Genomic DNA, 26,044 nt, shown 5'->3' with positions numbered 1-26,044 from the left:
TGGTGGACGGTCGGTGCGTATTCGGAGCGAATGGTTCATCGCGCATGGGAGGTTTCTGACGTGATGTCGACCATTTCGCGATCTTTGTCCATCCCGTGCTCTCCCCGGGAGGTGCGGCGGTGAGTCGTCGTCCGATGTTCGCCGCGGCCGGACTCCTGGCGGGGGCCGCCGCATTGCTGACCGTGACGCTGTGGCCGGAGGGCTCGCACACCGGCACCCCCTCCGTGAGCGACCGCACCGACGACCGTTCACCGGCCTCGTCCGCACCCGCCTACCCGCTCTCGAAAGCGCCGCTGACCATTCCGTCCGTACGGGAGCACGAGGCGGCGCGCGGTCCCGGCTGGCACCCGGACCGGGGCGCGCAGGTGATCGTCCCCGAGGAGGCGGCCGGGCAGCTGGCCGACGAGGGCCGGCTGCTCGCGGACGAGCTCGGCCTTCAGTACGCCGAGGGCGCCGAGCCCGGCAAGGGCGACATCGAACTCGCTCTGGTCGCGGGGGAGGCGAACCCCGAGGCGTACACGATGAGCGTCAGCGACGAGCGGGTCCGTATCTCCGCGACGGGCCAGCCGGGCGTCTTCTACGGCACGCGGACCCTGAAGCAGATCGTGCGTCAGCGCGGCACCGCGCCCGAGGGCGTGATCCGGGACGCGCCCGCCAAGCCGCAGCGCGGTTTCATGCTGGACATCGCACGCAAGCACTTCACGGCCGACTGGATCGAGGACCGGGTCCGTGAGCTCGCGGACCTCAAGTACAACCAGCTGGGGCTGCACTTCTCCGACGACCAGGCCTTCCGTATCGAGTCCTCCTCGCATCCCGAGGTGGTCTCGGTGCAGCACCTGAAGAAGTCCGAGGTGAAGCGGATCATCGAGCTGGCGCGGCGCCTGCACATCGAGGTCATCCCGGAGATCGACTCCCCGGGGCACCTGGGCGCGGTGATGGCGGCGCACCCCTCGCTGCAGCTGCGGGACGTACGGGGCGTGGCCTCGCGCGGCGCGATCGACATCTCCAAGCCGGAGTCGGCGAAGATCGTCGACGAGCTGCTCCGTGAGTACGCGGGGCTCTTCCCCGGGACGTACTGGCATCTGGGCGCCGACGAGTACCGCGCGCTGATGGTCTCCGACCCCGAGGCCTCGTATCCGCAGCTGGCCTCGCTCGCCCGCAAGAAGTACGGGCCGAACGCCAAGGTCCAGGACCTGACCACGGGCTGGCTCAACGACCGGGCGAAGGTGGTCCGGGCCGCGGACAAGAAGCCGAAGGTCTGGAACGACGGGCTGTTCCGCGGCGGTGTGGTGCGGGCCGACAAGGACCTGGAGGTCGAGTACTGGACGGGCAAGGAGCTGCGGGCCCGTGAGCCGGTCGAGTACCTGAAGGCAGGCCGCAAGCTGGTGAACCTCAACGACGAGTACCTGTACTACGTGCTCGGCGAGCCGAACACCTTCAAGTACCCGACCGGTGAGCGGATCTACAAGGAGTGGAACCCACTGGTGGTGCGCGGCTCGAAGCCGGTGCCCTCCGCGTACGGGGACCAGATCCTCGGCGCGCGCTTCGCGGTCTGGTGCGACTTCGCGAGCGCGCAGACCCAGGACCAGGTCGCCGAGGGGATCCGGCTGCCGCTGCGGGCGACGGCCCAGCGGGTGTGGGACGCGCGCCAACCCGCACTGTCCTGGACGGAGTTCACGGGTCTGGCGCAGAAGCTGGGCTGACCTGCGGTTTTTCCTGGTGGACAGCCGGGCTGCCCACCACGTAGGTTCCGCGTGCTGCGGGTGCCCCCGGGGAGAGGGCGCCGCGGCGCGCGTTTCCTTTTTCCGTGACCCGTGGGGGGTTCTCGCATGTCCGGCATGCCTGCTTATTCGTCCGTCCCTGTGCCTGTGCCTGTGGTGCCGGGGGTCTATCTGAAGTCGCCGGTCGGGCTGTCGAAGGCGCTGATGATCCTGCTCGGTGTGGTCGGCCTCACCGACCTGTTCGCCGTGTTCACGGGGTTCAACTCGCTCGGCGTGGTGAACCGGCTCAAGGACGACCCGTTCACCGTGCCGGACGCGGACATCGAAAGCGCCGACGTGCTGTACGGGGCCGCGGGCATCGGCCAGACCGCGGCCATGGTCGCCGCCATCGTGCTGTTCCTGTGCTGGTTCTGGCGCACCCGTACCAACGCCGAGGTGTTCGAGCCCGCCGGCCACGCGCGCTCGCGCGGCTGGGCGATCGGCGGCTGGTTCATTCCGTTCGGGTGCTTCTGGATCCCGCGCGGGATCGCCGGTGACATCTGGCGGGCCAGCGCGGTCGACGAGCAGAGCCGCAAGGAGAAACTCCTCAACATGTGGTGGGGCCTGTGGGTCGCCACCACGGCGCTCGGCTGGATCGCGTCGCGTCAGTACGCCAGGGCCGAGTCGCTGGACGCGGTCCACAGCGCGCTCGTCTCGGTCCTCGTCACCGACGCCCTGGACATCGCGGCGGTGATCGCCGCGATCCTGTTCGTCCGGCGCCTGACCGCGATGCAGACGGCGAAGGCGCTGGCGGGTCCGTCGACCCCGCCGTTCGTGCCGAACCTGCCGGCGCTCTAGGTGTGTTGTCCGGACAGGTTGGTGACGCGGCTGGCCGGGGTTTGGCCGTGGATTGCGGTGTGGGGTCGGTGGAAGTTGTACCAGTGCAGCCAGTCGGCAAATGCTTCTTGTCGTTCGGCGTCTGAGGTGTAGGGCCGGTGGTAGGCCCACTCGTCGAGCAGGGTGCGGTGGAAGCGTTCGACCTTGCCGTTGGTCTGAGGTCGCCAGGGCCTTGTCCAGCGCGGCTGGATGCCCAAATCTCGGCAAGTCTTAAGCCAGGTGTTCTTGCTGTAGGCCCAGGCGTTGTCGGTCAGGACGCGTTCGACGGTGACGCCCTGGTTGGCGAACCAGGCGGTGGCGCGGATCAGGAAGCCGGCGCAGGTCGGGGCCTTCTCGTCGGGCAGGTCCTCGGTGTAGGCGAGGCGGGAGTGGTCGTCCAACGCGGTGTGCAGATAGGCCAGTCCAACACCGTTGCGGTTCCTGCGTCCCGCCGCACGGCCGAGGGTTTTGTGGCCACCGCCGTCGGGGATCCGGCCGAGTTTCTTGACGTCGATGTGGACCAGCTCGCCCGGCCGGGCGCGTTCATAGCGGCGGATCGGTTCACCGGTGGCCCGGTCCAGCGTGGCCAGGGCGGGTAGCTGGTGGCGGGTCAGGATCCGGTGCGCGGTCGAGGCGGCTACATTGCAGCGGGCGGCCAAGCGCAGAGGTCCGATGCGATGTTCGCGTCGTAGCTGCACAACCTGGGCCTCGATGGCGGGCGGGGTGCGGCGGGGCTGGTGGTGCGGGCGGCTGGAACGGTCACACATCCCCCTCTCGCCGAGCTGTCGGTAGCGGTCGGCCCAGCGGGCAGCGGTGGTGTGGCTGACCTGGAACCGTTCCGCGGCCCGGCGCAGCGGCCAGCCCTCCTCCACCACACAACGGGCCAGCCGCAGTCTCCCGGTCGGCGTCAGCGGGGCATTACGGTGGACCACGAGGGCCTCCTGAGACTCGGCGTCGATGTCGCAATCCACACCGAACCCAGAAGGCCCTCACCCGTGCAAGACCACCGACACGTCACCAACGTGCCGGGACAGCACATCTAGGGCTGCTCGGCTCTACGGTGAGGGCCGCACCGCCCCGCACGTACCCAGACTGCACCAGCGCCGGCGGCCGGATTCGTCGAGGAAGAGCCAGCCGCAGTCCTTGCCCGGGCAGACGCGCAGGGTGTGGACGCGGGGCGACGCGAGGAGGCCGGCCGCGCTGTGGGCCGCGGCGAGCAGCGGCAGGCGCAGGCCCGTGGCCGGGCTGACGGTCCAGCGGCCGAGGCCGTCGGGGCCGCGGGTGAACTCGGCGTGGGCGGCGGCCTCCTCCGCCGCCGCGGCGACCGTCTTGAACGCCCCGGTGTCCGCGCGGTCCGTGCAGCACGCGTACAGCGCGGCGCGCAGGGCGCGGGCCTCGGCGAGGGCCGCGTCGGCCGGTCCCGGGTCGCGGTCCGCCTCCGTCAGGAGGCGGTCGACGGTCCGGTCGTCGGCGAGACCGAGATGGCCGGCCCAGACGGCGAGCGAGGCATAGCGGGCGAGCCAGTCGGCGCCGGGAAGCGCGGGGCTGCCCCAGCCCGCGTACGTATTGCAGAACTCGAGCGCGGGGTGGCCGCTGGTGTTCCAGGGCAGCCAGACATCGCGGACGCGCACGGCGTACACCGGGCCGGGGGGACGGTCGAGGCGGGGGTCGCCGGCCAGGATGCGGCGGTGCAACTCGCGCAGTTCCGCGCCGGGTTCGAGGCCGAGCTCGTCGACCAGGGCGGTGCGCGTGTCCCGGTAGAGGTCGAGCGCCTCGGCGGTGCGGCCGCTGCGGTACAGCGCGGTCATCTGGACGAGGACCAGGCGCTCGCGCGGCGGCCTGCCGCGCATCTCGGGCATCAGATCGGCCACCACGCGGTGGTGGCTGCCCATCGCGAGCAGGTCCTCGGCCCGCCGTTCGAGGGCGGTCAGGCGCTGCTCGGCGAGCACCCCGCCCAGGCGGGCCCGCAGCGGCTCGTCGGCCAGACCATCGAGCAGCGGGCCGCGCCACAGGGCAAGGGCCCGGTCGTGCAGCTCGACGCGGTGGGCCGGGTCTCCCGCCTGCGCGGCTCTGCGCAGGAGGCCGGTGAACTCCGCGGTGTCGATGCGGTGTTCGTCGCGTTCGGCCCGGTAGCCGTCGTCGTGCGTGGTCAGCCGCAGACCGTACGGGCCGAGTGCCGCACGCAGCCGTCCGATGTACGTGTGCACCGTGCCGCGTGCCGCACCGGGCGGCCGCCCCTGCCAGAGGAGCTCGACCAGCCGGTCGACCGGCACGGTGCGGCCCGCGTCGAGCAGCAGGAACGCGAGCAGCAGGCGCTCCTGGCGGCGCACGCCCGGCAGGGCGCCGCCGCCCGCGTGCCGCGCCTCGAAGGTGCCGAGCAGCTGGAACTCCATGGGGGCGCAGCCTAGGCGGTGGTCAGTGAATGGTCAGGTGCGGGCCCGAGGCTGAAGTTCCTTTCGCCGGACACCACTTGGAGGCCTCATGTATCTCGCCGCAGCCACCCTGCTCGCACTCACCGCCGGCGGCGGCTGGGTCCCCGCGCCCTCGGCGCCCTGGGACATGCTCGCCGGTGCCCGCTGTGACTTCGCCGTGCACGGCGAACCCGTCGTCGACGAGGTGGTCAAGCGCGTCGTCGCCACCGACCCGGACGGTTCCGTGAGGACCGTGGCGTACAAGGGCGATCTGGTCGTACGGGTCACCAACACCGGCACCGGCGCCTCGTACGACGCGGACGCGGGCGGCAGCGCGCTGGTCACCTACGCGAAGGGCGGCTCCCAGCACTGGAAGGTCGCGGGCCCCGTCCTCGTCGGCTTCGCGGAGAACGGCGGCACTCTGCCGCGGGGCCTGTACATCGTCGACGGCCTGTACACCCTGGACATCAGCGCGACCGGGTACAAGACGCTGACCCTGCAGGCGGGTTCGGTCGACCCGCTGTGTGCGCGGATCGACTGAGAGTCCTTCGGACGCCTGCGACGCCCGGGACGCCGGGGCCGGGACGAGCGACCGTGAACACGCGGATGAGCGACCGTGAACACGCGGATGAGGGACCGTGAACAAGGGGATGTTCAAGGCATATCGCGGGCGGCCGGACGCGACCGTCCGCTCCTGATGTGCCTTCCATCTGTGCCTTTCGGTGGCGAACTGCCTCGCAGATGTGTTGGATTCACGTCAAAGACGTCGTGGGCGGGGAGTAAGGCATGGGGTTCTGGGGGTACTACGTCGTCGGCCGCGCGGAGCGGCCCCTTGCGGAGTGCACAACGTTCGAGGACGTACGGGAGGGGCTTTCGCTGCACGAGCAACGGCCGGACGGCTGGCAGGTGTGGGAGGCCTCGGTCCCCGAGATCGGGTCGATGGCGGCGCTGGCCCGGGAGACCGGGGCGCCCGCGCTGTTCGGGTTCGTGATGGACAGCTCCTGTGTCGCGGTGGAGGCGGCCGGACCGGAGAGCGGGGCGTGGAACGCGTGTCTCGCGCGCGGCGCCATGGCCGAGTTCCTCGCCGCGGACGGCAAGGAGCCCGACGATCTGTTCCTGCCGGCGCAGGATGCGGCGGAGCGGGCGGCGGCCTGGGCGTCGGAGGCGGGTTATACGGTGCAGACGGCTGATGTCGTGGCCGTACTGAACGCACCCGCCGAGCCCTCCGCCGAGCTGTTGTTCTTCCGGTTCCTGGAGCGGCTCGGCGTTCCTGAGAGCTGAGGTTGTCTCTTGTCGCTTGCGCGGATACGTGAATTCGCCACGTGGGAGCCGGTGTTGGGGCTTCTGTGGGAGGCCAACTGGGAGCGGTTGGCCGAGCCCGGCGGGTTCGTGGCGGGGCAGGCGGGGCGATGGGGCTTCAGCCTTCCGCTGTCGCCCTCCCGCCCCAGGCCCGGGCGCGCGGCCCAGGTCAAGGACCGCCCCGACAAGTTCGATGTGATGCGCGAGCTGAGCGGTCTGGTGGCGGACGCCGGCGTCGAGGAGATCGCCCTCATGGCGGAGATCTCGGCCGGGGGACGGGCCGTGCTGCGGCTCATGGAGCCGAACACGGCGGTGTCGGCGGGGATCGGCAGCGCGCATCCCGGTGCGCTGATCCTGGTCGAGGGCGCGGTGCCCGAGCCGTGGCGGCGGCTGCCGGAGCCCTCACCGGGTGCTGTTCCCGCGCCGTCCGCCGACCCGGTCGAGCTGGAGCGGCTGCTGCGGGAGCGGCTGCCGCGGGACGTCGGGGCGAGCGAGGCGGAGATCGCGGCGGCCGAGGCGCGGCTCGGGGTCGAACTGCCGGCGGAACTCATGGCGTTGTACCGGGTCACGGGTGCGCCACGCAGGGCGTCGGGGCCGGAGCAGCGGTACGAGGACCTGGAGCAGCAGGCCATGGCCGTCGGCTGTGAGCTCTTCCCGCTGGACAGGGTGTACGTGGCCGATGCCGCGAGCCGTCCCGCCCCCTGGCAGCACGGGGCGACGGCGGCGGTGCACACCGCGCCCGACGCGGCCGTGCAGCAGCTCGTGGGGTCGCCGGGCTGGATCGTGTTCGGTGACACCGGCGGCGGGGACCGGATCGCGCTCGACCTGACGCCGGGGCCCGGCGGGCACATCGGGCAGGTCATCGTCATCGACCATGAGCAGAACGCCGGCGCGGGCCTGGTCGCCGCGTCCCTCACCGACCTGGTGTGCCGCCGCACGTCCCGTGGCGGAGGCGGCACCGAGGGCCCGTCCCCCGTGGCGCACGTCAACCGTGCCTGCCTGCAGAGCATCGAAGCCGCCGCCCACCCCGGCCTCGAGGTCCTGAGCCTCGGCGTCTGGAGCGGTGAACCGTTCCGCCTCGCCCCGGTCCTCGGACTGCCTCGGTTGCGCACGCTGTCCGCGTACCCGGGAACGCTCGCCGACCCGCTGGAGATCGGGCAGTTGGAGCACCTGGAGTTCCTTGAGCTCGCACCGGAGGACTGGCGCGTGCTGCTCGACGCGAAGGCCGTGCCGCCGAGCCTGAAGGCCTGCGCCGTGGAGACCCGTCAGCACCACCATCCGCTGGAGATCACGGAGCTCTCCAACGAGATTCTCGCCCTGTGGGGCCGCCCCCCGATCACCTGGACCACGCTCGAAGGCGACCTGGCCGGGTGACGTTTCCGGACCGGGTGGCGCTGAAAGGGGAGGTGCAGCGTCCGGAACGGAGAGCGTCATGAGTCTGGTGGAGCTGATCGCGCAGAGCGATGAGCGGAGTCTGGCCGCGAGCGGTCTCGCGTGCCTCGACCGGTGCCTGCCGGTGCTCGGTGCGTCCGACGACACCCTGCGACCGCTGTGGGCCGGCCTCGCGGAGGGCGCGCCCTGGGGGCCGCTCCTCGGTTCCGTACGGGAATCGGTGCCGCGTGAGCGCACCGGTGAGGCCGCGGAGCTCACGCTCGCGATGCTGGACGGCGTGCCGGCCGAGCGCTCGGAGCCGGGCCTGCGGACCTGGGCGGACGCCTGCTCGGTGGCCGCGCTGCAGATCCACCGCACCCTTGACCCGTCCGGGGACGGACCGCTCGCGGCCGGTGAACTGCGGCGCCAGACAGCCGTGTTGGAGCTCCTGACGCAGGAGGGCGCGGGCGGGCTGCGGCGCGCGCTCGACCTGTCGACGGAAGGGCGCCGTGTGCTGCGGGCGGTGGTGTCGCGGCGGGAGCGCGGGAGGGTGTGAGCCCTCCGACGTACGGAGGGCGTGAGCCCCTCAGGCCCACTTGAACGGCCGCCGATCCGCTCCCCGTAAAAACGACACTCGCCGTGCCGCCTGGACAAGCGCGGCACGGCGAGTGGTCGGAACATCCGGGACTACGGCGCCAGATATCCACCCAGGTTCATGGCAGCCGCGGTGCCGAACTGCGAGCGGCCCAGGTAGACCGTCTGCGACGGAGCCAGCGGGGAGCGGCCCGGCAGGTACATCAGCGTGCCGTCGCCGCTGTTCTCGCCGTCCGCGCCGACCATCAGATCGGCCTTGCCGTCACCGGTGAAGTCGGTGAGCGAGACCGCGGAGCCCATCCGGTCGCTCTTCTCCACGCCGCCCGCGACACCGGAGGTGTCCTGGTTGTAACTGACGCTGCCCGTGCCGGAGATACCGGTCGAGGTGCCCTTGAACATCCAGACGGAGCCGCCGTCCGTGTACTTCAGGTCCTCGCCGGGCCCGCCCGCCAGGACGTCGATCCAGCCGTCGGCGTCGTAGTCGCCGGCCGCGACCGACTTGCCGAGGGCGTCGCCCGCCTCGGCGCCGCCCGGCACGCTCGTGCTGTCCTGGTGCAGGACCCGCATCCCGGTCGTGGTGAACGAGCCGCCGCTGGTCAGGAGCATCGTGACCTGGCCGCCCGCCTTGGCGCCGGACTCGGCGGTGTACGGCTGGCCGATGACGATGTCGTCGCTGCCGTTGTTGTTGAAGTCGGCCGCGGCGATGGAGCGGCCGCCCGGCACGGACAGCTGGCCGACCATCGTCAGACCGGTCGCGCCGCCCTTGAGCCAGCGCACCCGGGCCTTGCCGCCGGAGTCGGTGAAGGTCACCGCGACATCGGCGTAGCCGTCGGCGTTGAAGTCGCCGGAGGCGGCGTCCGGGTAGCGGATCGCGGCCGTGGACAGGTCGCCGGTGCCCGCACCCTTGCCGGTGTACTGCGCGGACCACAGGCCCTTGGCGCCCACACCCTCGCCGACGCCGAACACATCGGCTTTGCCGTCGGCGTTGAAGTCCCCGACCGCCACGGCGGCGCCGTAGCGCGCCCGGGCGAGCGTCCGGCCCGTCGGGCTGAAGTACTGCGTACCGGAGGCCAGTTGCGGACCGTACAGGACGGTGATCGCACCACGGTCGGCGTTGCTGGAGTCGTCCTCGCCCGGGGCGCCGATCGCCAGGTCCGCGTAACCGTCGCCGTTCAGGTCGCCGACCGCGGTGGCCGCGCCGAACTGGTCACCGGACTCGCCGCCGCCCGGCACACCCGTGCTGTTCTGGTGGTACGTCTTGTCGTACGTGCTCGAGGCGCCGGCGGACGTCCCCGGGGCCACGACCACCGAACCGCCGCCGGAGGCCTTCGGCACACCGACGACGAGGTCGGCGAGACCGTCGCGCACGGTGCCCGCGGCCGGGCGGATGTCGGTGCTGGGCAGGGCGTGCGAGATGCCGGGCCGGGCCGCGAAGGAGCGGATCTGGCCGAGCTTGGCGTACAGGCCCTTGCCGGGGCAGGCCGTCGCGTTGGTGTCGCGGTGGCCGAAGACCCGCGGCAGGGTGATCGTCTGACCCTTGGCGATCTTGTTGCCCTGGGCGTTGAGGTCACCCGCGGAGGTCAGCGTCACGGTGCTCGTCGGGCTGACGTTGTACTGGCCCAGGCGCCAGGCCGCGATCCGCGCGATGGAGTCGAGTGCGGCCCGGGTGGGCGGCACCGTCTCGGTGTTGCCCAGGTAGGCGATGCCGAGCGTGTCCGTGTTGAAGCCGTAGTCGTGGGCGCCGCGCACCGGCAGGTCGACTCCGCCGCTGCGGCCCTCGAAGATCTGGCCGCACTTGTCGACGAGGAAGTTGTAGCCGATGTCGAAGTAGCCCTTGGCCAGATGGGCTTCCTGGTGGGCACGGATCTGGACGGCGGAGTCCTTGCAGGTGGTGCTGTTGTCGAGGTCCACACCGGTGTGGTGGACGACGACGGCCTTGAGCTCCGCGTTGTACTCAGGCGTCCCGTTGTGCTCGACGTCAGGGTCGGCCCACTGGCTCTGCGGGATGATCGGCGGCCGGACCACCTTGGACGGCAGCGGGGCCGGGACCGTCGGCGTGGGCGAGGGCGACGTGGTCGCCGAGGGCGAGGCCGACTGCGACGGGGAGGCGCTCGCCGAGGCCGAGGGGGCCGGGCTCTGCGAGGCGGACTCCGACGGGGACGGGGAGGCGCTCGCGGAGGACGACTCCGTGGCGGCGGGCGTGGTCTCCGCGGCGGGCGTGGTCTCCTCGGCCGGCAGCGCGAACGCGGCCGGCTCCAGCTGCGGGGCCGCCGCTTCCTTGGGCGTGACACCCGGGTCGATGAGCTTGAGCTCGATGCCCTCGGGGAGCCCGGCCGTGGATGTGCCGTCGGCCGCGGTCACGCGCACCTCGACGGCGTCGGAACCACCGGTCCACATCGGCTCGGTGCCGCCGAGGATGCCCTTGGCCTCCTTGCCGTCCGCGGCGTTGTCCACCTCCAGGGCCTGCCAGGCGGACCAGGCGCCCGTCTCGATGGAGCGGACCCGCGCCTCGGCCTTGCCGTTGAGCTTGGCCTTGGCGCTGTCCCACGTGAGCATCAGGCTGCTGAACTGCTTGGTGTCCTGCTTGTCCACGCCCTCGCGACCGGCGCCCTGCGCCTCGAGGTCCATGGTGCGCACCGTCGCGGCGCGCACCTTCGGGCCGGAGTGGCCCGACTTGGCGTCGGTCGGTCCCGCCACCGCGTACGTGGCGATGCCGGCCCCGCCCGCGACGACCGCCGCCACCGTCAGCCAGGCCCGCCGCTTCAGGCTCAGCGGCTTGTACGCATGGCTCGTCGGCGCGGACCGCGCGTGTCTCGAACGTTCAGTGTTCCGCGGGCTCAATGCCCCACCCCTCGCAAGTTCCTTCGGACTGCTTCAACTGCCCCCGACGTAGGGAGGGCTCATCCGCCCCCGACGTATCGAGGGCTCATGCTGTCCAGCGCGCGGACCGGCACAACTGTCACTGCCGTCCCTCAGGTCGCAGACCTGCGGGGCTACGACTCCCGAAGGGCGGCTCAGGTTGTACGGATACGGCTCGGACCACGCCGGCACGTGTGGTGTCTCAGTGGCCGAACACCTCACCCACCCCGCTCGCCGCGGACGCTCCCAGCGCGGCGGGTGCCAGCACACCGCCCGCCGTGAGGACCGCACCGTCTCCGGAGTCCTCACCGCCGGCCCCGAAGGCCGGCTCGGCGATCCCGTCGCCGGTGAAGTCGGCGAGCGCGACAGCGGATCCGAACCGGTCGCCCGCCTCGGCACTGCCGGGGAGCCCGCCCGCGCCCTGGGCGTACGCGGCCGGAGAGCCGATCCCGTCCGCACTGCCGTGCAGCAGCACCGCCCGCCCGGCCGCGTCGTCGGCCGCCGGCGCCCCGGCCAGCACATCGGCGTAGCCGTCGCCGTCGCTGTCGCCCACGGCGAGCGAGGCGCCGGCGAGCGGTTCGGCGACGACGGGAGCGCCCGTGGTGGTGAGTCCGCCGGCGGACCCGTGGAACGTGGCGATCTCCCCCGCGTCCGGCCGTCCGACCGCGAGATCGTCGTACCCGTCCCCGTTCAGATCCCCGGCGGCGAGGGCACGGCCGCCCGCGCCGGACAGCGTGACGGGCTCGTCCGTGCGCAGACCGGTGGCGGAGCCGCGCAGCAGTGTCAGCGGACGCTCACCTCCTTCCGTACGGAAGGAGAGGGCGGCGTCCTCGTATCCGTCGTGGTCGAAGTCCCCTGCCGCCACGGCCGGTTCGGTGACCGGGCCGCCGCTCCCGAGCGGCGCGGGCGCGGAGAACGCCCGGTCGGCGCCGTCGACGGCCCACGCACGCCCTGCGCCGGGCGCGAGAGCGAGGATGTCGTCGCCGCCGTCCCCGTCGAAGTCCCCGGTCGCGAGCGCGGAGCCGAACCCGGCGGCGCTCGTGCGCTGCGCGGCCGGCTCGTTGAGCATCCCGGCCTGTCCGGTCAGCCCGTTCGGGCCGCCGCGCAGCACGCTCACACCGCCTTCGTCGCTCGCGCCCGCGGTGACCTCTTCACCGGGGGAGCCGACGACGAGGTCCTCGTATCCGTCCTGGTCGAGATCGCCGTACGCGGCCGCCGCACCGAAACCGTCGCCGGCCTCGGACTCTCCCGGGACTCCCTCGGACTCCTGGGTGATCACGGAGCGGTTGGGGGCGTACGGGCCGGAGCGCCCGCCCGGGACGAGGGTCACCTGCCCGGCGCCCGAGGTGGCCTTCGGCACGCCCGCCGCGAGGTCCGCGTGTCCGTCACCGTTCGCATCGCCGTGCCCGGCAGGCGAGTTGGCCGCGGCCGCGGCGGTACGGAGCGCAGGAAGGTCGTCGTACAAATTCTGGCCCGGGCACTCGGTCGGATAGCCGTCGCGGTGACCCGAGATCCGGCCCATCGTGACCTTCTGCCCGGCCGTGAACTTGCCGTTGGCGGCGGCCGCGGTCAGGACGACGGTGCCGGAGGGGTTGATCCCGTACAGGCCCAGCTTCCAGGCGGCGACCTTCGCGATGGCGTCCCGTACTGCCGTGTTGGTGGTCGCGGTGTTGTAGTCGCCGAGCACCGAGATGCTGCTGGTGTCCGTGTTGAAACCGTAGGTGTGCGCGCCCTGGACCGGCTTGTCGATGCCGCCCGCGCGGCCCTCGAAGACCGTGCCGCACTTGTCGACGAGGAAGTGGTAGCCGATGTCGTTCCAGCCGTTGGACTTCACGTGGTAGAGGAAGATCCCGCGCACGATCTCGGCGGACTCGGCGCACGTGTAGGAGTTGGTGCCCGCCGTGTGGTGGACGAACATCGCCTTCGTGTCCGTCATGTACGTCGGCGGATCGGCGACCAGTGACTCATCGGCGCCCCAGCCGGAGCGCGGGGTGACCTCGGGGAGCGGGGCGGCGGTGCGCGGGGCGGCGGTGTCCGGGGCGGCAGTGCGCGGGGCGGCGGTGACTTCCGCGCCGCCGTCGGGGTCCACCAGCTCGACCCGCAGGCCGTCGGGCAGCCTGCTGCCCGCGGTGCGGACCTGCACACCGTCGGAATCGCCGGTCCACAGCGGCTGAGTGCCGCCCCGTACACGGGAGTCGGAGTGCTCGGGCCCGGACTCGGGGGTGCGTACATCGGTGTCGAGCGCGCGCCAGCCGGACCAACTGCCGTTCCGCGCCGAGCGCGTACGGACCTCCGCGGTACCGGTCAGCCGGGCGTCCGGGTCGTCCCAGGTGAGCCCGAGCATGCTGAACGGCCGGGTGGAGCGGGCGCTCAGTGCGCGCTTCTGCGGGTCGCCGCCGGGGATGTCGAGGGTGTGCACCTCGCCGCTGTGTGCGTCGGCCGCAGCGGCCCGACGGTGCGCGTCGGCCTGGCCGGGGGCCGCCGCGGCGGGTGCGGCGAGCGCGGACGCCCCGAGCGCGAGCCCGCACACCAGGGCCGGAGCGATCATCGACTTCCTTGTACCGGCCATCAGTTGGCGACCTCTTCCGTCGGTGCCGGGGCCGGCAGCTCGCCACGGCAGGTGGCCCTGCCGTACGTGCCGGAGGCGGTGGCGCTCTGGACGTGCTTGCCGCGGATCGCGAGCGCACAGCGGACCTGGCCGCCCTGCTCGTCGAGCACGATGTAGACCGTGGGCGGCTTGCCGAGCGGCACCTGCACGGTCTTCTTCCACGGCAGCTCGACGTCCTTCGCGATGCTCGCCCTGCCTGCCTCGCTGCGGGCGAGATAGGTGATCTCGACCTTGCCCTTGCCGCTGACTTCGTACGTCACCGCGGCGGTCGGCACCTTCCGCTCCGGCTTCTCCTCCTGGCCGCTGAGCACGCCGTAGAGCACGAGCCCGGTGCAGGCGGCGAGCACCGCGGCGGCGGCGATGAGCCCCGGCCTTTCGGTTCCCCGAGCCTTCTTCGCAGGGGCTTCCTGCTCGCTCGGCTCCGTCTTTTCCGTCGATGACATCGGCCTTGCTTTCGTCGGGCGTGCGTTTCTCACGCGAAGTATTCGTGGGGAGAGCCGGGCGGTTATACCGCACGAGGAACGGCGGATTCCACTAGGTGGACGAATCGGATGAATCGCCGGGAACTCCCCATGAAAGGAAAGGGCATTGGGCGTGAACGTCCGGCGGCGGGTCAAGGAGCTCACGGGCAAGCGGACCCCGGCCGCGGGCAGTCGTGCGGCCACCCCGAGCTCGGTAGCGCTCGAGATCGGGATCCAGTGTGGGAAGCGGGATGCTGAATGCCTCGGCAGGATGAATGGCGCAGATACCCGGAAGGGATTGGCGCGAGGGAATTGGAGGTGCGTGCGGAGCGATGGAATTCACGCGGCCCTGACCTTGGCCCGCCGTATGAACCCGGAGCAGGTACGGGAGGCAGGCCGGGAGCCGGACGCCGAACTGCTGCTGCGTCGTGGCGGGGTGACCAGTGACGCATGCCCGGGATTTCGCTGTGGCGGGGCAAGGGGCTTCCTGGGGATTCGCTGAACATCGGTGCCGCGCACGACGGTTGGGTCCTCGTCCACACCGATGAGGAGTTCTGGCGGACCGTCACCAGGGCACGGGATCGCCGCGGTGGGTTTCTGCGGGGACTTGGACCCCGAGTAGGGCGGACTCCGTCGAGCGGCGGGCGCCGCAGACACCCGAGAAGCGGAAACGGTTGTACGGGTTCCGGAAAGTCGGGGCGTGAGAAGGGGCACGCCCGAAACCCGTGACGATCGTGCAAGCCGCCGCGCTGGGTCCGGTGGGAAGCCGAGGGGCTTCCCGGTGGCACGGCGAAGGGGCGGGGATGAGCAAGGCCGGCGAGGGGCGCGATTCCGGACAGGTCGCGGTGGAGGTTCGGATGCGCGCACGCGCGCGGGCCTTCGTCGCGCACGTGACGCGGCGCAATCCGCTGCCGCTGGACTACTCGGTGGCAAGTCTGCGCGTCGTGGACTTCATGGTGGACGGGCTGCGCAAGGGTGCGGGCGAAGTCCGTTTACCGGAACGGGCGTTGGCAGGGCTCGGCGCGTACGTGGGGGAAGTGCTCGTGCGGCAGGCCGGTGCCGTGTGGGTCGAGTTCGATGCGGCGCAGCGCGCGTACTTCGGTCAGGCCGTCGGTGTGCGGATGCCCGACGGACGGGTGTGGAATCCGCTGGGCAAGGTCGTGAACCGGTTCGAGGCCGGGGCCGAGGAATCGCTGCAGACCTTCTATCTGACGCTGCACGGGCGATCCCGTAAGGCAGTCGCGTGACCTGTCCGCGGCATACATCCCTTACATCCCGTACGGGCTTGATCATCGAGCGAACCGCGAGAAGCGAACGCACCGCGAGAACCGAACGCACCGCGAGAACCGAGCGACAGGAAGGGCGAGCGTGAAGCGACGGGATGAGGGCGGCGCGGGCCGGCGCCGGCAGGACGGGGCCCGCAAGGCCCGGCTGCGCATCGCGGCGACCGCGGGCGTGCTCGTGCTCGCCTCGGTCTCCGGTTACCGGCTGATGGAGGACAAGGCCGCCGGCGGCGTACGGGAGGATCCCGTCGCGCAGGCAGACGCGCTGGAGAGCGCGGGTGCGACGCCGGACGAGGCGGCGAGCGAGCCGGCCTCTCCCTCGCCCACCGACGCCTCGCCGTCGAAGAGCGCCTCCGCGAGCCCGAGCGCCAAGCCCTCACCGTCGAAGAGCGCCGCGGCCACGCCCGACAAGCCGGCCCAACAGGCCCCCGCTGCACCGGACTTCCCCGTCCCGGTCGAGGTCGGCAACGCCACCCAGCTCATCACCGTGAAGTCCGCCGGCTCGTACGCGACCGTCACCGCCTGGGCCAAGGGCGAGGCCGGCTGGAAGTCCGTCCTGAGCACCACCGCGGGCCGGGTCGGCTCCAACGGGGTCGTGCCCGGTGCGACGCGGCGGCAGAACACGTACACGACGCCCGGCGGCACGTACACGCTCACCGAGGGCTTCGGAGTCGAGGCGGGCGGCACGTCGATGCCCTACACGCGGGTGAACTCCACGCACTGGTGGGTGCAGGACCCCGAGTCGAAGTTCTACAACCAGATGCACACCGAGGCCGGCGCCGACTTCCCGCTCACCGAGAGCGGCGAGCGGGGCAGCGAGCACCTGGTCAACTACCCGACGCAGTACGCGAAGGCGCTGGTCATCGACTTCAACCGGTGGCCCGCGACGCCCGGCCGCGGCGCCGGGATCTTTCTGCATGTGAACGGCAAGGGCGCGACGGCCGGCTGTGTGTCGGTGCCGCGCACGACGATGGACGCGATCATGACGTGGATCAAGCCCGGTGCGCATCCGCGGATCGCCATCGGGTGAAGGGGCGTCGTCGCGTGCGCGATAGCCTCCGCAAACGGGGTTCCTGTCAGAGAGCTGTGACATTTCTGTGCCGGTCGGCGCAGTACCCCGGGGAGCACGGGCACGGTGCACAGTGCCGCAGGGGCGGGTTGGGAACATAGGTGGGGCAGTCGGCGCGCGCCGCGGACGAGCAGCTGGGGGCTGCGGTTCTCCGGGCGCAGGGCGGGGACGAGCAGGCCTTCGAGACGGTGTACCGGATGGTGCAGCCGGGTCTGCTCGGGTATCTGCGTGGGCTCGTGGGCGATGACGCCGAGGACGTGGCCGGTGATGCCTGGCTGGAGATCTCCCGTGACCTCGGCCGGTTCAAGGGCGACGGCACCGGCTTTCGCGGCTGGTCCGCCGTCATAGCCCGCCATCGCGCCCTCGATCTGCTGCGCCGCCGCAAGGTGCGGCCCCAGCAGAGTCCGTACGGAAGTGAACTCCTCGAACTCCCGGGCGCGGGCGACACCTCGGCCGAGGCGCTGGAGACCCTGGCGACCGAGCGGGCTCTCGCGCTGATCGCGGAACTGCCCCGTGACCAGGCGGAGGCGGTGCTCCTGCGGGTGGTGGTCGGGCTCGACGGGCCGTCGGTGGCGCGGGTGCTCGGCAAACGGCAAGGGGCGGTTCGGACGGCCGCGTACCGGGGACTGAAGCGTCTGGGCACCCGGCTCGCGGAGCAAGGTGTGACGGATGGGACTCCGCGAACGCTGGGGGGTGCGAGATGAGCGGTGACGGGATGCGCGGGCGAGAACGCGAGGGCGAGGGCCGGGGCGTGGACGAAGGCGAGCGGGTGCGCGGGAGCGCAGCCGGGGGTGCGGCGTGCCCGCCGGGCGGGCGTGCGGGGGAGGACCGGGCGGACCTTGCCGAGGCTGCCCTGCACCGTGCCGTATCCGGTCTCGCGATCGATCCGGCGGCGCAGGCCGCCGCGGTGGCCGCGTTCCGCGGAGCGCGGGACGCCGGTGCGCACCGTGCGGTACGGACGCGGCGCCGTGACGACTGGCGGCCGCGTACCGCGGCCCGTCGGCACAGCTGGCGGGTGGCGCTCGGCGCCCTGCTCGCGGGTCTGACGCTGGGCGGCGCGGCCTTCGCGGTGACCGGCGGCCGCCCGGACCCCGCGCCCGAGCCGACGCCTCCCACGACCCCGGCCGCCCCCGACCGGCAGTCCGACGGCGGCGAGGGCGAGGGCGAGGACGGGGCCGGGAACGGCCGACATGCCTCGACGGCACCGGGGCGCACCCCGGACCAGGCGCGCAGCGACGAGGCCTTGTGCCGCAGCGCCGGCAGGGTGGGCGGCAAGGCGCTCGACGCCCCCGCGCGGCAGCGGCTCGCCGAAGCCGCGGGCGGTCGGGGCCACGTACAGGCGTACTGCGCGCGCCTGTTGGCGGAAGCCGACCGGGGGCGGGGCGCCGCGGCGTCCGACGGGCAGGGGCACAGGGGCGGCATCGGTCCCGATGACGTGCCGCCGCACCGCTCGGCGCAGAACGAGGGGGCCGCACAGGGCCCGGACCCGAAGGGGAGCGGACGATGACGCGGCGAGCGACGAGGCGCCGGCCGGCCGGGCGCGGGCCGATGGAAGGGCAGGCCGGAATGCGGGGACGGCAGGCCGGAATGTGGGGACGGCAGGCCGCGGGGGTGGCTTTGGCCGCGGCCCTGCTCGTGGGGTGTACGGGCGAGTCGGGGGCCGACGGCGAGCGGACCTGGTCGCGGGGCGACAGCGCGGCGAAGCAGGGGCAGGGCGAGAAGCAGGGGCGGGGCGAGGAGCGCGGCGAGAAGCTGGCCGCGGAGTCCTTCCGGCTGTTCAGGGAGGCCACGTCGGTACGGATGACCCGTACGAGCGGCGCCCGTGAGCAGGCCATGCTCATGGACCGCAAGGGCAACTGCACCGGCACGTACGACGCGGGGCCCATGAAGCGCGCAGAAGTCCTGGTGGTCACCGGGCCGGGCGGTGCGAGCGACGCGTACATCCGCTACACGGCCCAGGCGCTCGCCGAGATCCTCGACGAGGCCGAGCGGCGCGGGCCCGCCACCGAGGCGGAGGTGAAGCCCAGGGTGGAGCTGATCCGCGGCAAGTACCTCAAGATGTCCGATCCGGACGGGACGTTCGGCAGACAGTGCAACCTCGAGGCGGGCGCGCGGTCCCTGCCCTTCGAGGCGGAGGCTGTCGAGGCGGGGGCGCCGACCGTACGGCACGGGGTCCGGGTCATCCCGCTGACCGGCAGGGACGCGGCGGACGGCACGCTGTACGTCGCCGCCGAAGGTCCGCCGCAACTGCGCTACGCGACGCGCGCGTCCGGCGACGAACTGAGCTTCACCGACTACGGCACGCCCGTGCGCGTCCAGGCGCCGCCCGCCCATCTCGTGGTCGAGGCCGATGACATGGCGGGCGGTCTGCTCGACGCGTGAGGCGCGTACCCGAGCGAACAGCCGGAGGCCGCCACCCCCCACAGGAGAGGCCTCCGGCTGTCGCCGGGTGCGGGCGGTCCTTGGGGGGAGCCGCCCGCACTAAGTACAGCGCCGCGGCTGCGGTTTGTGTCACACCCCCTGCGACCCGGATCACACCCCGCTGTGTGACTCACTAGTTGCACGTTGTACAAACATGGACGCGACACCAGTTGACGCCGTAGCGTGCTGGATCGCACCGGGCTGCGACACGGGCAGGATGAGGCATTGCTGGGGGACGACGCGGAGCTGACCGCCGCGGTACTCGCGGCACAGGGTGGGGACGAGACCGCGTTCCGCGCCGTGTACCGCGCCGTGCATCCGCGGCTGCTCGGCTATGTCCGCACACTGGTCGGCGAACTGGACGCGGAGGACATAGCCTCCGAGGCATGGCTGCAGATCGCCCGCGATCTGGACCGCTTCGAGGGCGACGCGGACCGCTTCCGCGGCTGGACCGCGCGGATAGCGCGCAATCGCGCGCTCGACCATCTGCGGATGCGCGGGCGCCGGCCGCTGATCGGCGGCGACGAAAGCGAACTCACCGGCAAACCGGGCGAGTCGGACACCGCCGGCGAGGCCATGGAGGCCCTCGCGACCGGCAACACCCTCGCGCTGATCGCCCAGCTCCCGCAGGACCAGGCCGAGGCCGTGGTGCTGCGCGTGGTGGTCGGTCTCGACGCCAAGAGCGCGGCGAAGGCCCTCGGTAAACGCCCCGGCGCCGTCCGCACGGCCGCGCACCGCGGTCTGAAACGGCTCGCCGAACTGCTCGGCGCCGACCCGGACTCCGGCCCGGACACGGGCCACGGCCCCGGCTCCGGATCCGGCGACGGCGGGCTCGGCGCCGTCCCGGGGCAGCGCGCCGGCTCCTCCTCCCGGGGCCCGCGCGGGCACGACGGGGTGACGCACGAACGTCCCGACGATGCGGAGCACGGCCGGCCCGGCGGTGTGACGCATTCGCGGATGCGGACGCAGAAGGACATGTGATGGCGGACGAGCACTACCGGTGGTTGACGAAGGATGCCGCGGAGCGGTTGCTGCGCGGCGAGCCCGTCGACGCCTTCGGCGACGGCCGCCATGACGGCGAAGGGGCGGCGCGGGCCGAGCGGCTCGCGAAGGCCCTCGACTCCGTGCGCCCGAGTACCGGTCACGCGCCGGGTGAACTCCCCGGTGAATCCGCCGCGTTGGCGGCGTTCCGGGCCGCCGGCCACGGCGCGGGGGAGACCGCGTCCCCTTCTCCCGTACGGATCGGCGCCGGCGCACGCGTGGGAAGCGGCGCACTCGCAGGACGAGGCGCAGCCGCGGGCCGGGGCGCGCATGCCGCTCCCGGCCGTACGCTCTGGGGCCGCCCGCTGCGGTTCGGCCTGGCCGCCGCGTTCGCGGCCTGCACGATCGGCGGGGTGGCGGTCGCGGCCGGTACAGGGGTGCTGCCGTCCCCTTTCGGAGACAGCGATCCCTCGCCCGCCGCCTCTGTTTCCGCCGCGGCCACGCCCACGCCGGACTCCTCCGCACCCGATGCCACGACGCCGGGCGTCGTCGAGGATCCGTCCGCGACACCGGGCGGGGATGAGCCGGATCCGACGCAGCCGGGGGCGCCCGGCACCTCGCAGGGCACCGGCGGCGAGGACCGCGACGGCACGGGCGGCGAGGACCCGGACCAGGGCGAGCGGCACGACTGGTCCAAGGACGAGTGGGAGGACCGCGTCGTCCAGGCCTGCCGCGACCATATGGCGGGCCGGCCGCTCGACGGCGACCGCCGCAGGCGCCTGGAGGCGGCGGCCAAGGAAGCCCAGGGGACCAGGGGGACCGCGGAGATCGACCGGTTCTGCAGGCAACTGCTCAAGGGGCAGACCGGACGGCAGGACACGGACGGCGAGGGCGGCCTGAGCGGTGAGGGCGGCTACACGGGCCCCGGCACGGCCGGCGGGGACGAGGGCGGCGGACCGTCCTCGGGCGACGGCTCGGACGGCGAGGGCGGTGAGGGAGAAATAGGCGGCGCTCCCGTCCCCCCGGTCGCTCCCGCTGTGCCCGCCCCGAGCCCGTCCGCGAGCGTGGCCCCCACACCGGGCGCCAGCGGCGCGGCTGCCTGAGCGCGTCCGGCCCGGCTCTCGTCCGACCCGGTCTGACCTGCGCTTTCCTCCACGTGTGCGGTACGCGCGGAAAACTTCCCGCCGAGGTGTGACACTTTTCGAGCCCTTGGCGCAGATACAAGTGAGCCGACTGGTCATCGGCGTGCACGAGCCGGGGTTCCCCCCGTACCCCATGGCTCAGTGCAGTTGGCGCGGGCGGGTCACGTTCCCCCGGACCCGCCCGCGCCCCTCAACCTCACCAGTACACAACCACCTTGTCCCCGGTCTGCACCTGCCCGAACAGGGACGCGATCTTCGCCTCGTCGCGCACGTTCACGCAGCCGTGCGAGGCGCCCGTGTAGCCGCGGGCCTTGAAGTCCGAGGAGTAGTGCACCGCCTGGCCCCGGCTGAAGAACATCGCGTACGGCATCGGGGTGTCGTAGAGCGTCGAGTGGTGGTAGCGGCTCTTGGAGTCGACCTGGAACACGCCCTCGCGCGTGGGTGTCTGATCCGAGCCGAAGCGGACGTCCACCGTGAGCTGCGCCTTGCCGTCGATCATCCACACCAGGGTGCGGCTGGTCTTGCTGATGCACAGGACGCGGCCCGTCATGCACCGCTCGTCCGGCTTGGCGGCCGGCTGGTCGCCGCCCGCGTACAGCTCGAAGTACCCCGGCTTCGAGGTCATCTTGAGCAGCCGCTCCCAGGTGACCGCGTCGACCTCACCGGTCTTCGGCAGCCCCCGCTTGCCCTGGAAACCCTCGACCGCCTTGACGGTCGAGTCCCCGTAGACGCCGTCCGGGTACTCGAAGAGCCAGGCCACCTGCCGCAGCCGGGCCTGCAGTTCGCGCACCTTCTTGCCCTTGTCGCCCTTGCTGAACAGCGCGCTCTGCGCCTCGGGACCGTCGGGCTCGGCGGTGCCGGACGGGGTGGACGAGGGCTTGTCGTCCGCGGGCTTCGAGGAGGCCGGCGGTTTCGTGGGCGCGGATCCGGCCGAACCCGACACCGTGCACCCCGCGGCCACCGCCACCACCGCGGCCGCGGCAAGAACTCTCCGTATGCCGGAATTCCGCTGCATCTCGTCCCCCAAGGTCAGACCACGCCAGGCCCCGTACCTGCCGCGTGTCCCTGTAGATGATTCCCGCGCATGATTGGTTGCGAACGCCCTACGGGATCTCCGATGCGTTACCGAAGGGAGACACGGCCATGGCACGGCAGTCGAAAAAGGGCACGCCGGGGCGGGAGTCGGAGTCGGGACTGCCCATCGATCCGGTGTACGGGCCCGAGGCGCTGGCGGGCTGGGATCCCGCGGCGAGCCTGGGTGAGCCGGGCGCATATCCGTACACGAGGGGCGTCTACCCGTCGATGTACACGGGACGCCCCTGGACCATGCGCCAGTACGCGGGCTTCGGCACGGCCGCCGAGTCCAACGCGCGCTACCGGCAGCTGATCGGGAGCGGCACCACGGGTCTGTCCGTCGCCTTCGACCTGCCCACCCAGATGGGCCACGACAGCGATGCCGCGCTCGCGCACGGCGAGGTCGGCAAGGTCGGGGTGGCGATCGACTCGCTCGACGACATGCGGGTGCTCTTCGACGCGATCCCGCTCGGCAAGGTCTCGACCTCGATGACGATCAACGCACCGGCGGCCGTCCTGCTGCTCCTCTACCAGCTCGTGGCCGAGGAACAGGGCGTCCCTGCTGCCGAGTTGACGGGCACGATCCAGAACGACGTGCTCAAGGAGTACATCGCCCGCGGCACGTACATCTTCCCGCCGCAGCCCTCCCTGCGCCTGGTCGCGGACACCTTCCGCTACTGCCGCGCGGAGCTGCCGCGCTGGAACACCATCTCGATCTCCGGCTACCACATGGCGGAGGCCGGGGCCTCGCCCGCGCAGGAGATCGCGTTCACGCTCGCGGACGGCATCGCGTACGTACGCACGGCGCTCGCGGCCGGGATGGACGTGGACGAGTTCGCGCCCCGGCTCTCCTTCTTCTTCGTGGCGCGCACGACGCTGCTCGAAGAGGTCGCCAAGTTCCGTGCGGCGCGCAGGATCTGGGCCCGGATCATGCGGGACGAGTTCGGCGCGCAGGACCCCAAGTCCCTGATGCTGCGCTTCCACACGCAGACGGCCGGGGTGCAGCTGACCGCGCAGCAGCCCGAGGTGAATCTCGTACGGGTGGCCGTCCAGGGCCTTGCCGCGGTGCTCGGCGGCACGCAATCCCTGCACACCAACTCCTTCGACGAGGCGATCGGGCTGCCCACGGAGAAGGCGGCCCGCCTCGCGCTGCGCACCCAGCAGGTTCTCGCGTACGAGACGGATGTGACGGCGACCGTGGACCCCTTCGCGGGCTCGTACGCCGTGGAGAAGATGACCGACGACATGGAGACGGCGGTAGGGGAGCTCATGGTCCGGATCGAGGATCTGGGCGGCGCGGAGGCGGCCATCGAGCAGGGCTTCCAGAAGGCGGAGATCGAGCGGAACGCGTACCGGATCGCCCGCGAGACCGAGGCGGGGGAGCGCGTGGTGGTCGGGGTCAACCGCTTCGGGCTCGACGCGGAGGAGCCGTACGAGCCGCTGCGGGTGGACCCGGCGATCGAGGCCGCGCAGGTGGCACGGCTCGGGCGGCTGCGCGCCGAGCGCGACCAGGACGCGGTCGACCGTGCGCTGGCCGCTCTGCGGGAGGCGGCGGCGGGGGACGCGAACGTCCTCTACCCGATGAAGGACGCACTGGCCGCGCGGGCCACGGTGGGGGAGGTGTGCGGGGCGCTGCGGGAGGTGTGGGGGACGTATGTGCCGGCGGATGCGTATTGAGGGCGACGTACGAGCGGCCTGAGGCATTCCACTTTGTGGATGGCCCGTACACCGATTCCGGACCCCATGCGACACTTCGCCCATGCTGGGTGTCATAGATCTGCCGACGTACCTCGCGGGGCTCATAGTCATCGTCCTGCTCCCTGGTCCGAACTCGCTGTACGTCCTCTCGGTCGCCGCCCGCCGCGGTGTCCGCTCGGGGTACACGGCGGCGGCCGGTGTGTGGTGCGGCGACACGGTGCTCATGACGCTCTCGGCGATGGGCGTGGCCTCCCTGCTGCAGGCCAACGCGCTGCTCTTCTCGATCGTCAAATTCGCCGGCGCCGGCTATCTGACCTGGCTCGCGATCGGGATGCTGCGGGCGGCATGGTCGATGTGGCGCACGCGGCGCGAGCGGGCCGCGCAGACGGCGGCGGAAGAAGCTCCCGTAAAGGCGGAGAACCCCTTCCGCCGCGCCTTCGTGGTGAGCCTGCTCAACCCGAAGGCGATCCTCTTCTTCATCGCCTTCTTCGTGCAGTTCGTCGACCCCGCGTACGCGCACCCGGCCCTGTCCTTCGTGGTCCTCGGCGCCTTCGCCCAGCTCGCGAGCTTCCTCTATCTCTCGGCGCTGATCTTCAGCGGTACGAAACTGGCGGCGGCCTTCCAGCGCCGTCGCGCCCTCTCCGCGGGGGCGACCTCGGCGGCGGGCGCCCTGTTCATCGGCTTCGCGGTGAAGCTTTCGCTGAGCAGCGTGTGAGGTCTGTCTGCGATCGGGGCCTCAGCATCCGAACTTCGTGCGGATCGCCTCGAACGCCGGCGGGGCCGAGTCGGCCCACCCGACATAGCCATCGGGGCGTATGAGGAAGCAGCCCTCTCCGTACGCCTCGTACGCGCTGATCCGCGCCGTGCGCAGGTCCTCGCCCTCGACGTCCGGCAGCTCCACTCCCACTGCGAGCAGCGTGAAGTGGGGGCCCCGGAACAGGTCGAAGAGCCGCACCCCGTCGACCACTCCGTCCGGCGCGCGGTCGCCGGCGCGCAGCGCGCCCGCAACGCCCACGGACAGGGAGGACTCCCGGTAGCCGAGGCCCAGTTGCTGGGTGGCGCGGCCGCGGGACTGCTCGCCGCGGTGGACCCGCGTGGACAGGCCGAGCATCTCGGCCGCCACGGGGCGGCGCTCCTCCTCGTAGGTGTCGAGCAGCGCCTCGGGCGCCCGGCCGCTCAGCACCCCGCCCAGCTTCCAGCCCAGGTTGTACGCGTCCTGCACGCTGGTGTTGAGGCCCTGGCCGCCGGCCGGTGAGTGGACGTGGGCGGCGTCGCCGGCCAGGAAGACCCGGCCTACGCGGAAGCGGTCGGCGAGGGCGGCGCGGGGGCGGAAGTCGGAGGACCAGCGGACCTCGGTGACGGCCTCCGCCGGCAGATGCGTACGGGCGGCGATCAGCTTGCGCACGCCGTCCGGTGAGATGTCCGGGGTGCCCTCCTTGAACGGGGCCATCAGCTGGAAGTCGGCCGTACCGGGCAGCGGGCACAGAGCGAGCAGGCCGTCCGGGGACGCGGGGAAGAAGTGCCAGTTGTCCCGGTCGAGCTCCGGGATGCGGACATCCGCGACGAGCGTCGGCGCGGGGTCGAGCTCCTCGCCCGTCATGCCGATGCCGAGGAGCCGGCGCACGGTCGAGCGGCCGCCGTCGGCGGCGACGGCGTACCGGGCCCGGATCGTCGAGCCGTCCTCGAAGGTCGCGCGCACACCGTCCGCGTCCTGCGCGAGTCCGCTCACCTCACGTCCGAACGCGACGTCACCGCCGAGCTCCCGCAGTCGCGCCAGGAGGATCTCCTGAGTGCGCCACTGCGGCAGCATGCAGGGCCGCCCGGCGTACGGCTCCGCAGGTGTCGACTCGACGGTCTCGCCCGCGAACATGTCGTGCTCGCCCTGGCGTACGCCGTCGTCCCACACCATGCCGACGGGTGCGGGGCCGCCGGCCGCGAGCACCTCGTCGAGGACGCCGAGGTCGTGGAAGACCTCCAGGGTGCGCGGCTGCAGACCCTTGCCCCGAGACCCGGGGAACAGACCCTGCGCCTTCTCCGCGACGCGCGCCTCGACCCCGCGCCGGACCAGATCGACGGCAAGGGCAAGGCCGGTCGGGCCTGCTCCCACGATCAGTACGTCCAGCATCTCCCGCTCCTTGATGCCCATCACCCGCTCCTTAACGTCGTTAAGTTCGATGCTCCGAGGGTGCCCTTAACG

General features: G+C 72.2%; 22 protein-coding genes. 15 read left to right on the top strand and 7 right to left on the bottom strand.

Annotated elements, in window-relative coordinates:
- Window positions 1-134 precede the first annotated feature (134 nt).
- On the top strand, window positions 135-1,703 hold the full coding sequence (locus tag H9Y04_RS32040; RefSeq protein ID WP_187817766.1) for a beta-N-acetylhexosaminidase: 1,569 nt from the start codon (window positions 135-137) through the stop codon (window positions 1,701-1,703).
- A gap of 135 nt (window positions 1,704-1,838) precedes the next feature.
- Complete coding sequence (locus H9Y04_RS32035) at window positions 1,839-2,558, top strand: DUF4328 domain-containing protein (RefSeq protein ID WP_187817614.1); 720 nt, start codon at window positions 1,839-1,841, stop codon at window positions 2,556-2,558.
- Here the strand turns inward: H9Y04_RS32035 and H9Y04_RS32030 are convergent.
- Together H9Y04_RS32030 and H9Y04_RS32025 are read right to left on the bottom strand one after the other, a co-directional pair.
- The gene (locus H9Y04_RS32030) at window positions 2,555-3,508 is read right to left on the bottom strand and encodes an IS481 family transposase (protein ID WP_187817613.1); all 954 of its coding nucleotides are present in this window, start codon (window positions 3,506-3,508) and stop codon (window positions 2,555-2,557) included. The two genes, H9Y04_RS32035 and H9Y04_RS32030, sit on opposite strands and share 4 nt — an antisense overlap.
- Window positions 3,509-3,631: 123 nt before the next feature.
- The gene (locus tag H9Y04_RS32025; RefSeq protein WP_187817612.1) at window positions 3,632-4,969 is read right to left on the bottom strand and encodes an AfsR/SARP family transcriptional regulator; all 1,338 of its coding nucleotides are present in this window, start codon (window positions 4,967-4,969) and stop codon (window positions 3,632-3,634) included.
- Between the two features lie 88 nt (window positions 4,970-5,057).
- Between H9Y04_RS32025 and H9Y04_RS32020 the strand changes: the two genes are divergently transcribed.
- From H9Y04_RS32020 to H9Y04_RS32005, 4 genes are all read left to right on the top strand, one after another.
- Complete coding sequence (locus H9Y04_RS32020; protein WP_187817611.1) at window positions 5,058-5,528, top strand: hypothetical protein; 471 nt, start codon at window positions 5,058-5,060, stop codon at window positions 5,526-5,528.
- Between the two features lie 245 nt (window positions 5,529-5,773).
- Entirely contained in the window at window positions 5,774-6,268 is a 495-nt protein-coding gene (locus H9Y04_RS32015) for a hypothetical protein (RefSeq protein ID WP_187817610.1), read from the top strand.
- 54 nt (window positions 6,269-6,322) lie between these two features.
- Entirely contained in the window at window positions 6,323-7,660 is a 1,338-nt protein-coding gene (locus H9Y04_RS32010) for an SMI1/KNR4 family protein (RefSeq protein WP_236071745.1), read from the top strand.
- 58 nt (window positions 7,661-7,718) lie between these two features.
- On the top strand, window positions 7,719-8,213 hold the full coding sequence (locus H9Y04_RS32005; RefSeq protein WP_187817608.1) for a hypothetical protein: 495 nt from the start codon (window positions 7,719-7,721) through the stop codon (window positions 8,211-8,213).
- 131 nt (window positions 8,214-8,344) lie between these two features.
- On the opposite strand, the gene H9Y04_RS32000 is transcribed toward H9Y04_RS32005, so the two are convergent.
- From H9Y04_RS32000 to H9Y04_RS31990, 3 genes are all read right to left on the bottom strand, one after another.
- Entirely contained in the window at window positions 8,345-11,092 is a 2,748-nt protein-coding gene (locus H9Y04_RS32000; protein ID WP_187817607.1) for an FG-GAP-like repeat-containing protein, read from the bottom strand.
- Between the two features lie 220 nt (window positions 11,093-11,312).
- Window positions 11,313-13,658, bottom strand: coding sequence for an FG-GAP-like repeat-containing protein (locus H9Y04_RS31995; protein ID WP_236071743.1), 2,346 nt, complete (start codon window positions 13,656-13,658; stop codon window positions 11,313-11,315).
- Between the two features lie 20 nt (window positions 13,659-13,678).
- Window positions 13,679-14,161: a hypothetical protein gene (locus tag H9Y04_RS31990; protein ID WP_214661842.1), complete on the bottom strand. Its 483-nt coding sequence runs from the start codon at window positions 14,159-14,161 to the stop codon at window positions 13,679-13,681.
- 821 nt (window positions 14,162-14,982) lie between these two features.
- On the opposite strand from H9Y04_RS31990, the gene H9Y04_RS31985 reads away from it, so the two are divergent.
- The 7 genes from H9Y04_RS31985 to H9Y04_RS31955 all read left to right on the top strand — a co-directional run bounded on the left by H9Y04_RS31985 (window position 14,983) and on the right by H9Y04_RS31955 (window position 21,036).
- Window positions 14,983-15,426, top strand: coding sequence for a hypothetical protein (locus H9Y04_RS31985; RefSeq protein WP_438818177.1), 444 nt, complete (start codon window positions 14,983-14,985; stop codon window positions 15,424-15,426).
- A gap of 121 nt (window positions 15,427-15,547) precedes the next feature.
- The gene (locus H9Y04_RS31980) at window positions 15,548-16,492 is read left to right on the top strand and encodes a L,D-transpeptidase family protein (RefSeq protein ID WP_308801317.1); all 945 of its coding nucleotides are present in this window, start codon (window positions 15,548-15,550) and stop codon (window positions 16,490-16,492) included.
- Window positions 16,493-16,632: 140 nt separating this feature from the next.
- Complete coding sequence (locus H9Y04_RS31975) at window positions 16,633-17,235, top strand: RNA polymerase sigma factor (RefSeq protein WP_308801315.1); 603 nt, start codon at window positions 16,633-16,635, stop codon at window positions 17,233-17,235.
- Window positions 17,232-18,038 (top strand): hypothetical protein, encoded by an 807-nt coding sequence (locus H9Y04_RS31970; RefSeq protein WP_187817605.1) that lies wholly within the window; start codon window positions 17,232-17,234, stop codon window positions 18,036-18,038. The genes H9Y04_RS31975 and H9Y04_RS31970 overlap by 4 nt, the downstream gene beginning before the upstream one ends.
- A gap of 104 nt (window positions 18,039-18,142) precedes the next feature.
- Complete coding sequence (locus H9Y04_RS31965) at window positions 18,143-18,913, top strand: hypothetical protein (protein ID WP_187817604.1); 771 nt, start codon at window positions 18,143-18,145, stop codon at window positions 18,911-18,913.
- Between the two features lie 264 nt (window positions 18,914-19,177).
- On the top strand, window positions 19,178-19,933 hold the full coding sequence (locus tag H9Y04_RS31960) for an RNA polymerase sigma factor (RefSeq protein ID WP_187817603.1): 756 nt from the start codon (window positions 19,178-19,180) through the stop codon (window positions 19,931-19,933).
- Entirely contained in the window at window positions 19,933-21,036 is a 1,104-nt protein-coding gene (locus H9Y04_RS31955) for a hypothetical protein (RefSeq protein ID WP_187817602.1), read from the top strand. Before H9Y04_RS31960 ends, H9Y04_RS31955 begins: the two co-directional genes overlap by 1 nt.
- A gap of 235 nt (window positions 21,037-21,271) precedes the next feature.
- Here H9Y04_RS31955 and H9Y04_RS31950 read toward each other — a convergent pair whose 3' ends face one another.
- A complete protein-coding gene (locus H9Y04_RS31950; RefSeq protein WP_187817601.1) occupies window positions 21,272-22,090 on the bottom strand; it encodes a L,D-transpeptidase family protein in 819 nt (272 codons plus the stop codon).
- A gap of 128 nt (window positions 22,091-22,218) precedes the next feature.
- On the opposite strand from H9Y04_RS31950, the gene H9Y04_RS31945 reads away from it, so the two are divergent.
- Both H9Y04_RS31945 and leuE read left to right on the top strand, forming a co-directional pair.
- Window positions 22,219-23,826 carry an acyl-CoA mutase large subunit family protein gene (locus H9Y04_RS31945; RefSeq protein WP_187817600.1) on the top strand — a complete coding sequence of 536 codons (1,608 nt, stop codon included), beginning with the start codon at window positions 22,219-22,221 and terminating at the stop codon, window positions 23,824-23,826.
- A gap of 82 nt (window positions 23,827-23,908) precedes the next feature.
- Window positions 23,909-24,562, top strand: coding sequence for a leucine efflux protein LeuE (gene leuE / locus H9Y04_RS31940; RefSeq protein WP_187817599.1), 654 nt, complete (start codon window positions 23,909-23,911; stop codon window positions 24,560-24,562).
- A gap of 21 nt (window positions 24,563-24,583) precedes the next feature.
- Here leuE and H9Y04_RS31935 read toward each other — a convergent pair whose 3' ends face one another.
- Entirely contained in the window at window positions 24,584-25,993 is a 1,410-nt protein-coding gene (locus H9Y04_RS31935) for an FAD-dependent monooxygenase (RefSeq protein ID WP_236071741.1), read from the bottom strand.
- Window positions 25,994-26,044: the final 51 nt, after the last annotated feature.

The sequence above is a fragment of the Streptomyces polyasparticus genome (genome assembly GCF_014493765.1).
In the GTDB taxonomy this organism is placed as follows: Bacteria; Actinomycetota; Actinomycetes; order Streptomycetales; family Streptomycetaceae; genus Streptomyces; species Streptomyces polyasparticus.
Note: the sequence above shows the minus strand (reverse complement) of the source record. Positions and strands in the feature narration are given on the sequence as shown.

Coding starts and splice junctions, on each gene's coding strand:
- H9Y04_RS32040 (WP_187817766.1), top strand. CDS start 135: ATGTTCGCCGCGGCCGGACTCCTGGCGGGGGCCGCCGCATTGCTGACC.
- H9Y04_RS32035 (WP_187817614.1), top strand. CDS start 1,839: ATGCCTGCTTATTCGTCCGTCCCTGTGCCTGTGCCTGTGGTGCCGGGG.
- H9Y04_RS32025 (WP_187817612.1), bottom strand. CDS start 4,969: ATGGAGTTCCAGCTGCTCGGCACCTTCGAGGCGCGGCACGCGGGCGGC.
- H9Y04_RS32020 (WP_187817611.1), top strand. CDS start 5,058: ATGTATCTCGCCGCAGCCACCCTGCTCGCACTCACCGCCGGCGGCGGC.
- H9Y04_RS32015 (WP_187817610.1), top strand. CDS start 5,774: ATGGGGTTCTGGGGGTACTACGTCGTCGGCCGCGCGGAGCGGCCCCTT.
- H9Y04_RS32005 (WP_187817608.1), top strand. CDS start 7,719: ATGAGTCTGGTGGAGCTGATCGCGCAGAGCGATGAGCGGAGTCTGGCC.
- H9Y04_RS31995 (WP_236071743.1), bottom strand. CDS start 13,658: ATGATCGCTCCGGCCCTGGTGTGCGGGCTCGCGCTCGGGGCGTCCGCG.
- H9Y04_RS31990 (WP_214661842.1), bottom strand. CDS start 14,161: ATGTCATCGACGGAAAAGACGGAGCCGAGCGAGCAGGAAGCCCCTGCG.
- H9Y04_RS31985 (WP_438818177.1), top strand. CDS start 14,983: ATGAGCAAGGCCGGCGAGGGGCGCGATTCCGGACAGGTCGCGGTGGAG.
- H9Y04_RS31970 (WP_187817605.1), top strand. CDS start 17,232: ATGAGCGGTGACGGGATGCGCGGGCGAGAACGCGAGGGCGAGGGCCGG.
- H9Y04_RS31955 (WP_187817602.1), top strand. CDS start 19,933: ATGGCGGACGAGCACTACCGGTGGTTGACGAAGGATGCCGCGGAGCGG.
- H9Y04_RS31950 (WP_187817601.1), bottom strand. CDS start 22,090: ATGCAGCGGAATTCCGGCATACGGAGAGTTCTTGCCGCGGCCGCGGTG.
- H9Y04_RS31945 (WP_187817600.1), top strand. CDS start 22,219: ATGGCACGGCAGTCGAAAAAGGGCACGCCGGGGCGGGAGTCGGAGTCG.
- leuE (WP_187817599.1), top strand. CDS start 23,909: ATGCTGGGTGTCATAGATCTGCCGACGTACCTCGCGGGGCTCATAGTC.
- H9Y04_RS31935 (WP_236071741.1), bottom strand. CDS start 25,993: ATGGGCATCAAGGAGCGGGAGATGCTGGACGTACTGATCGTGGGAGCA.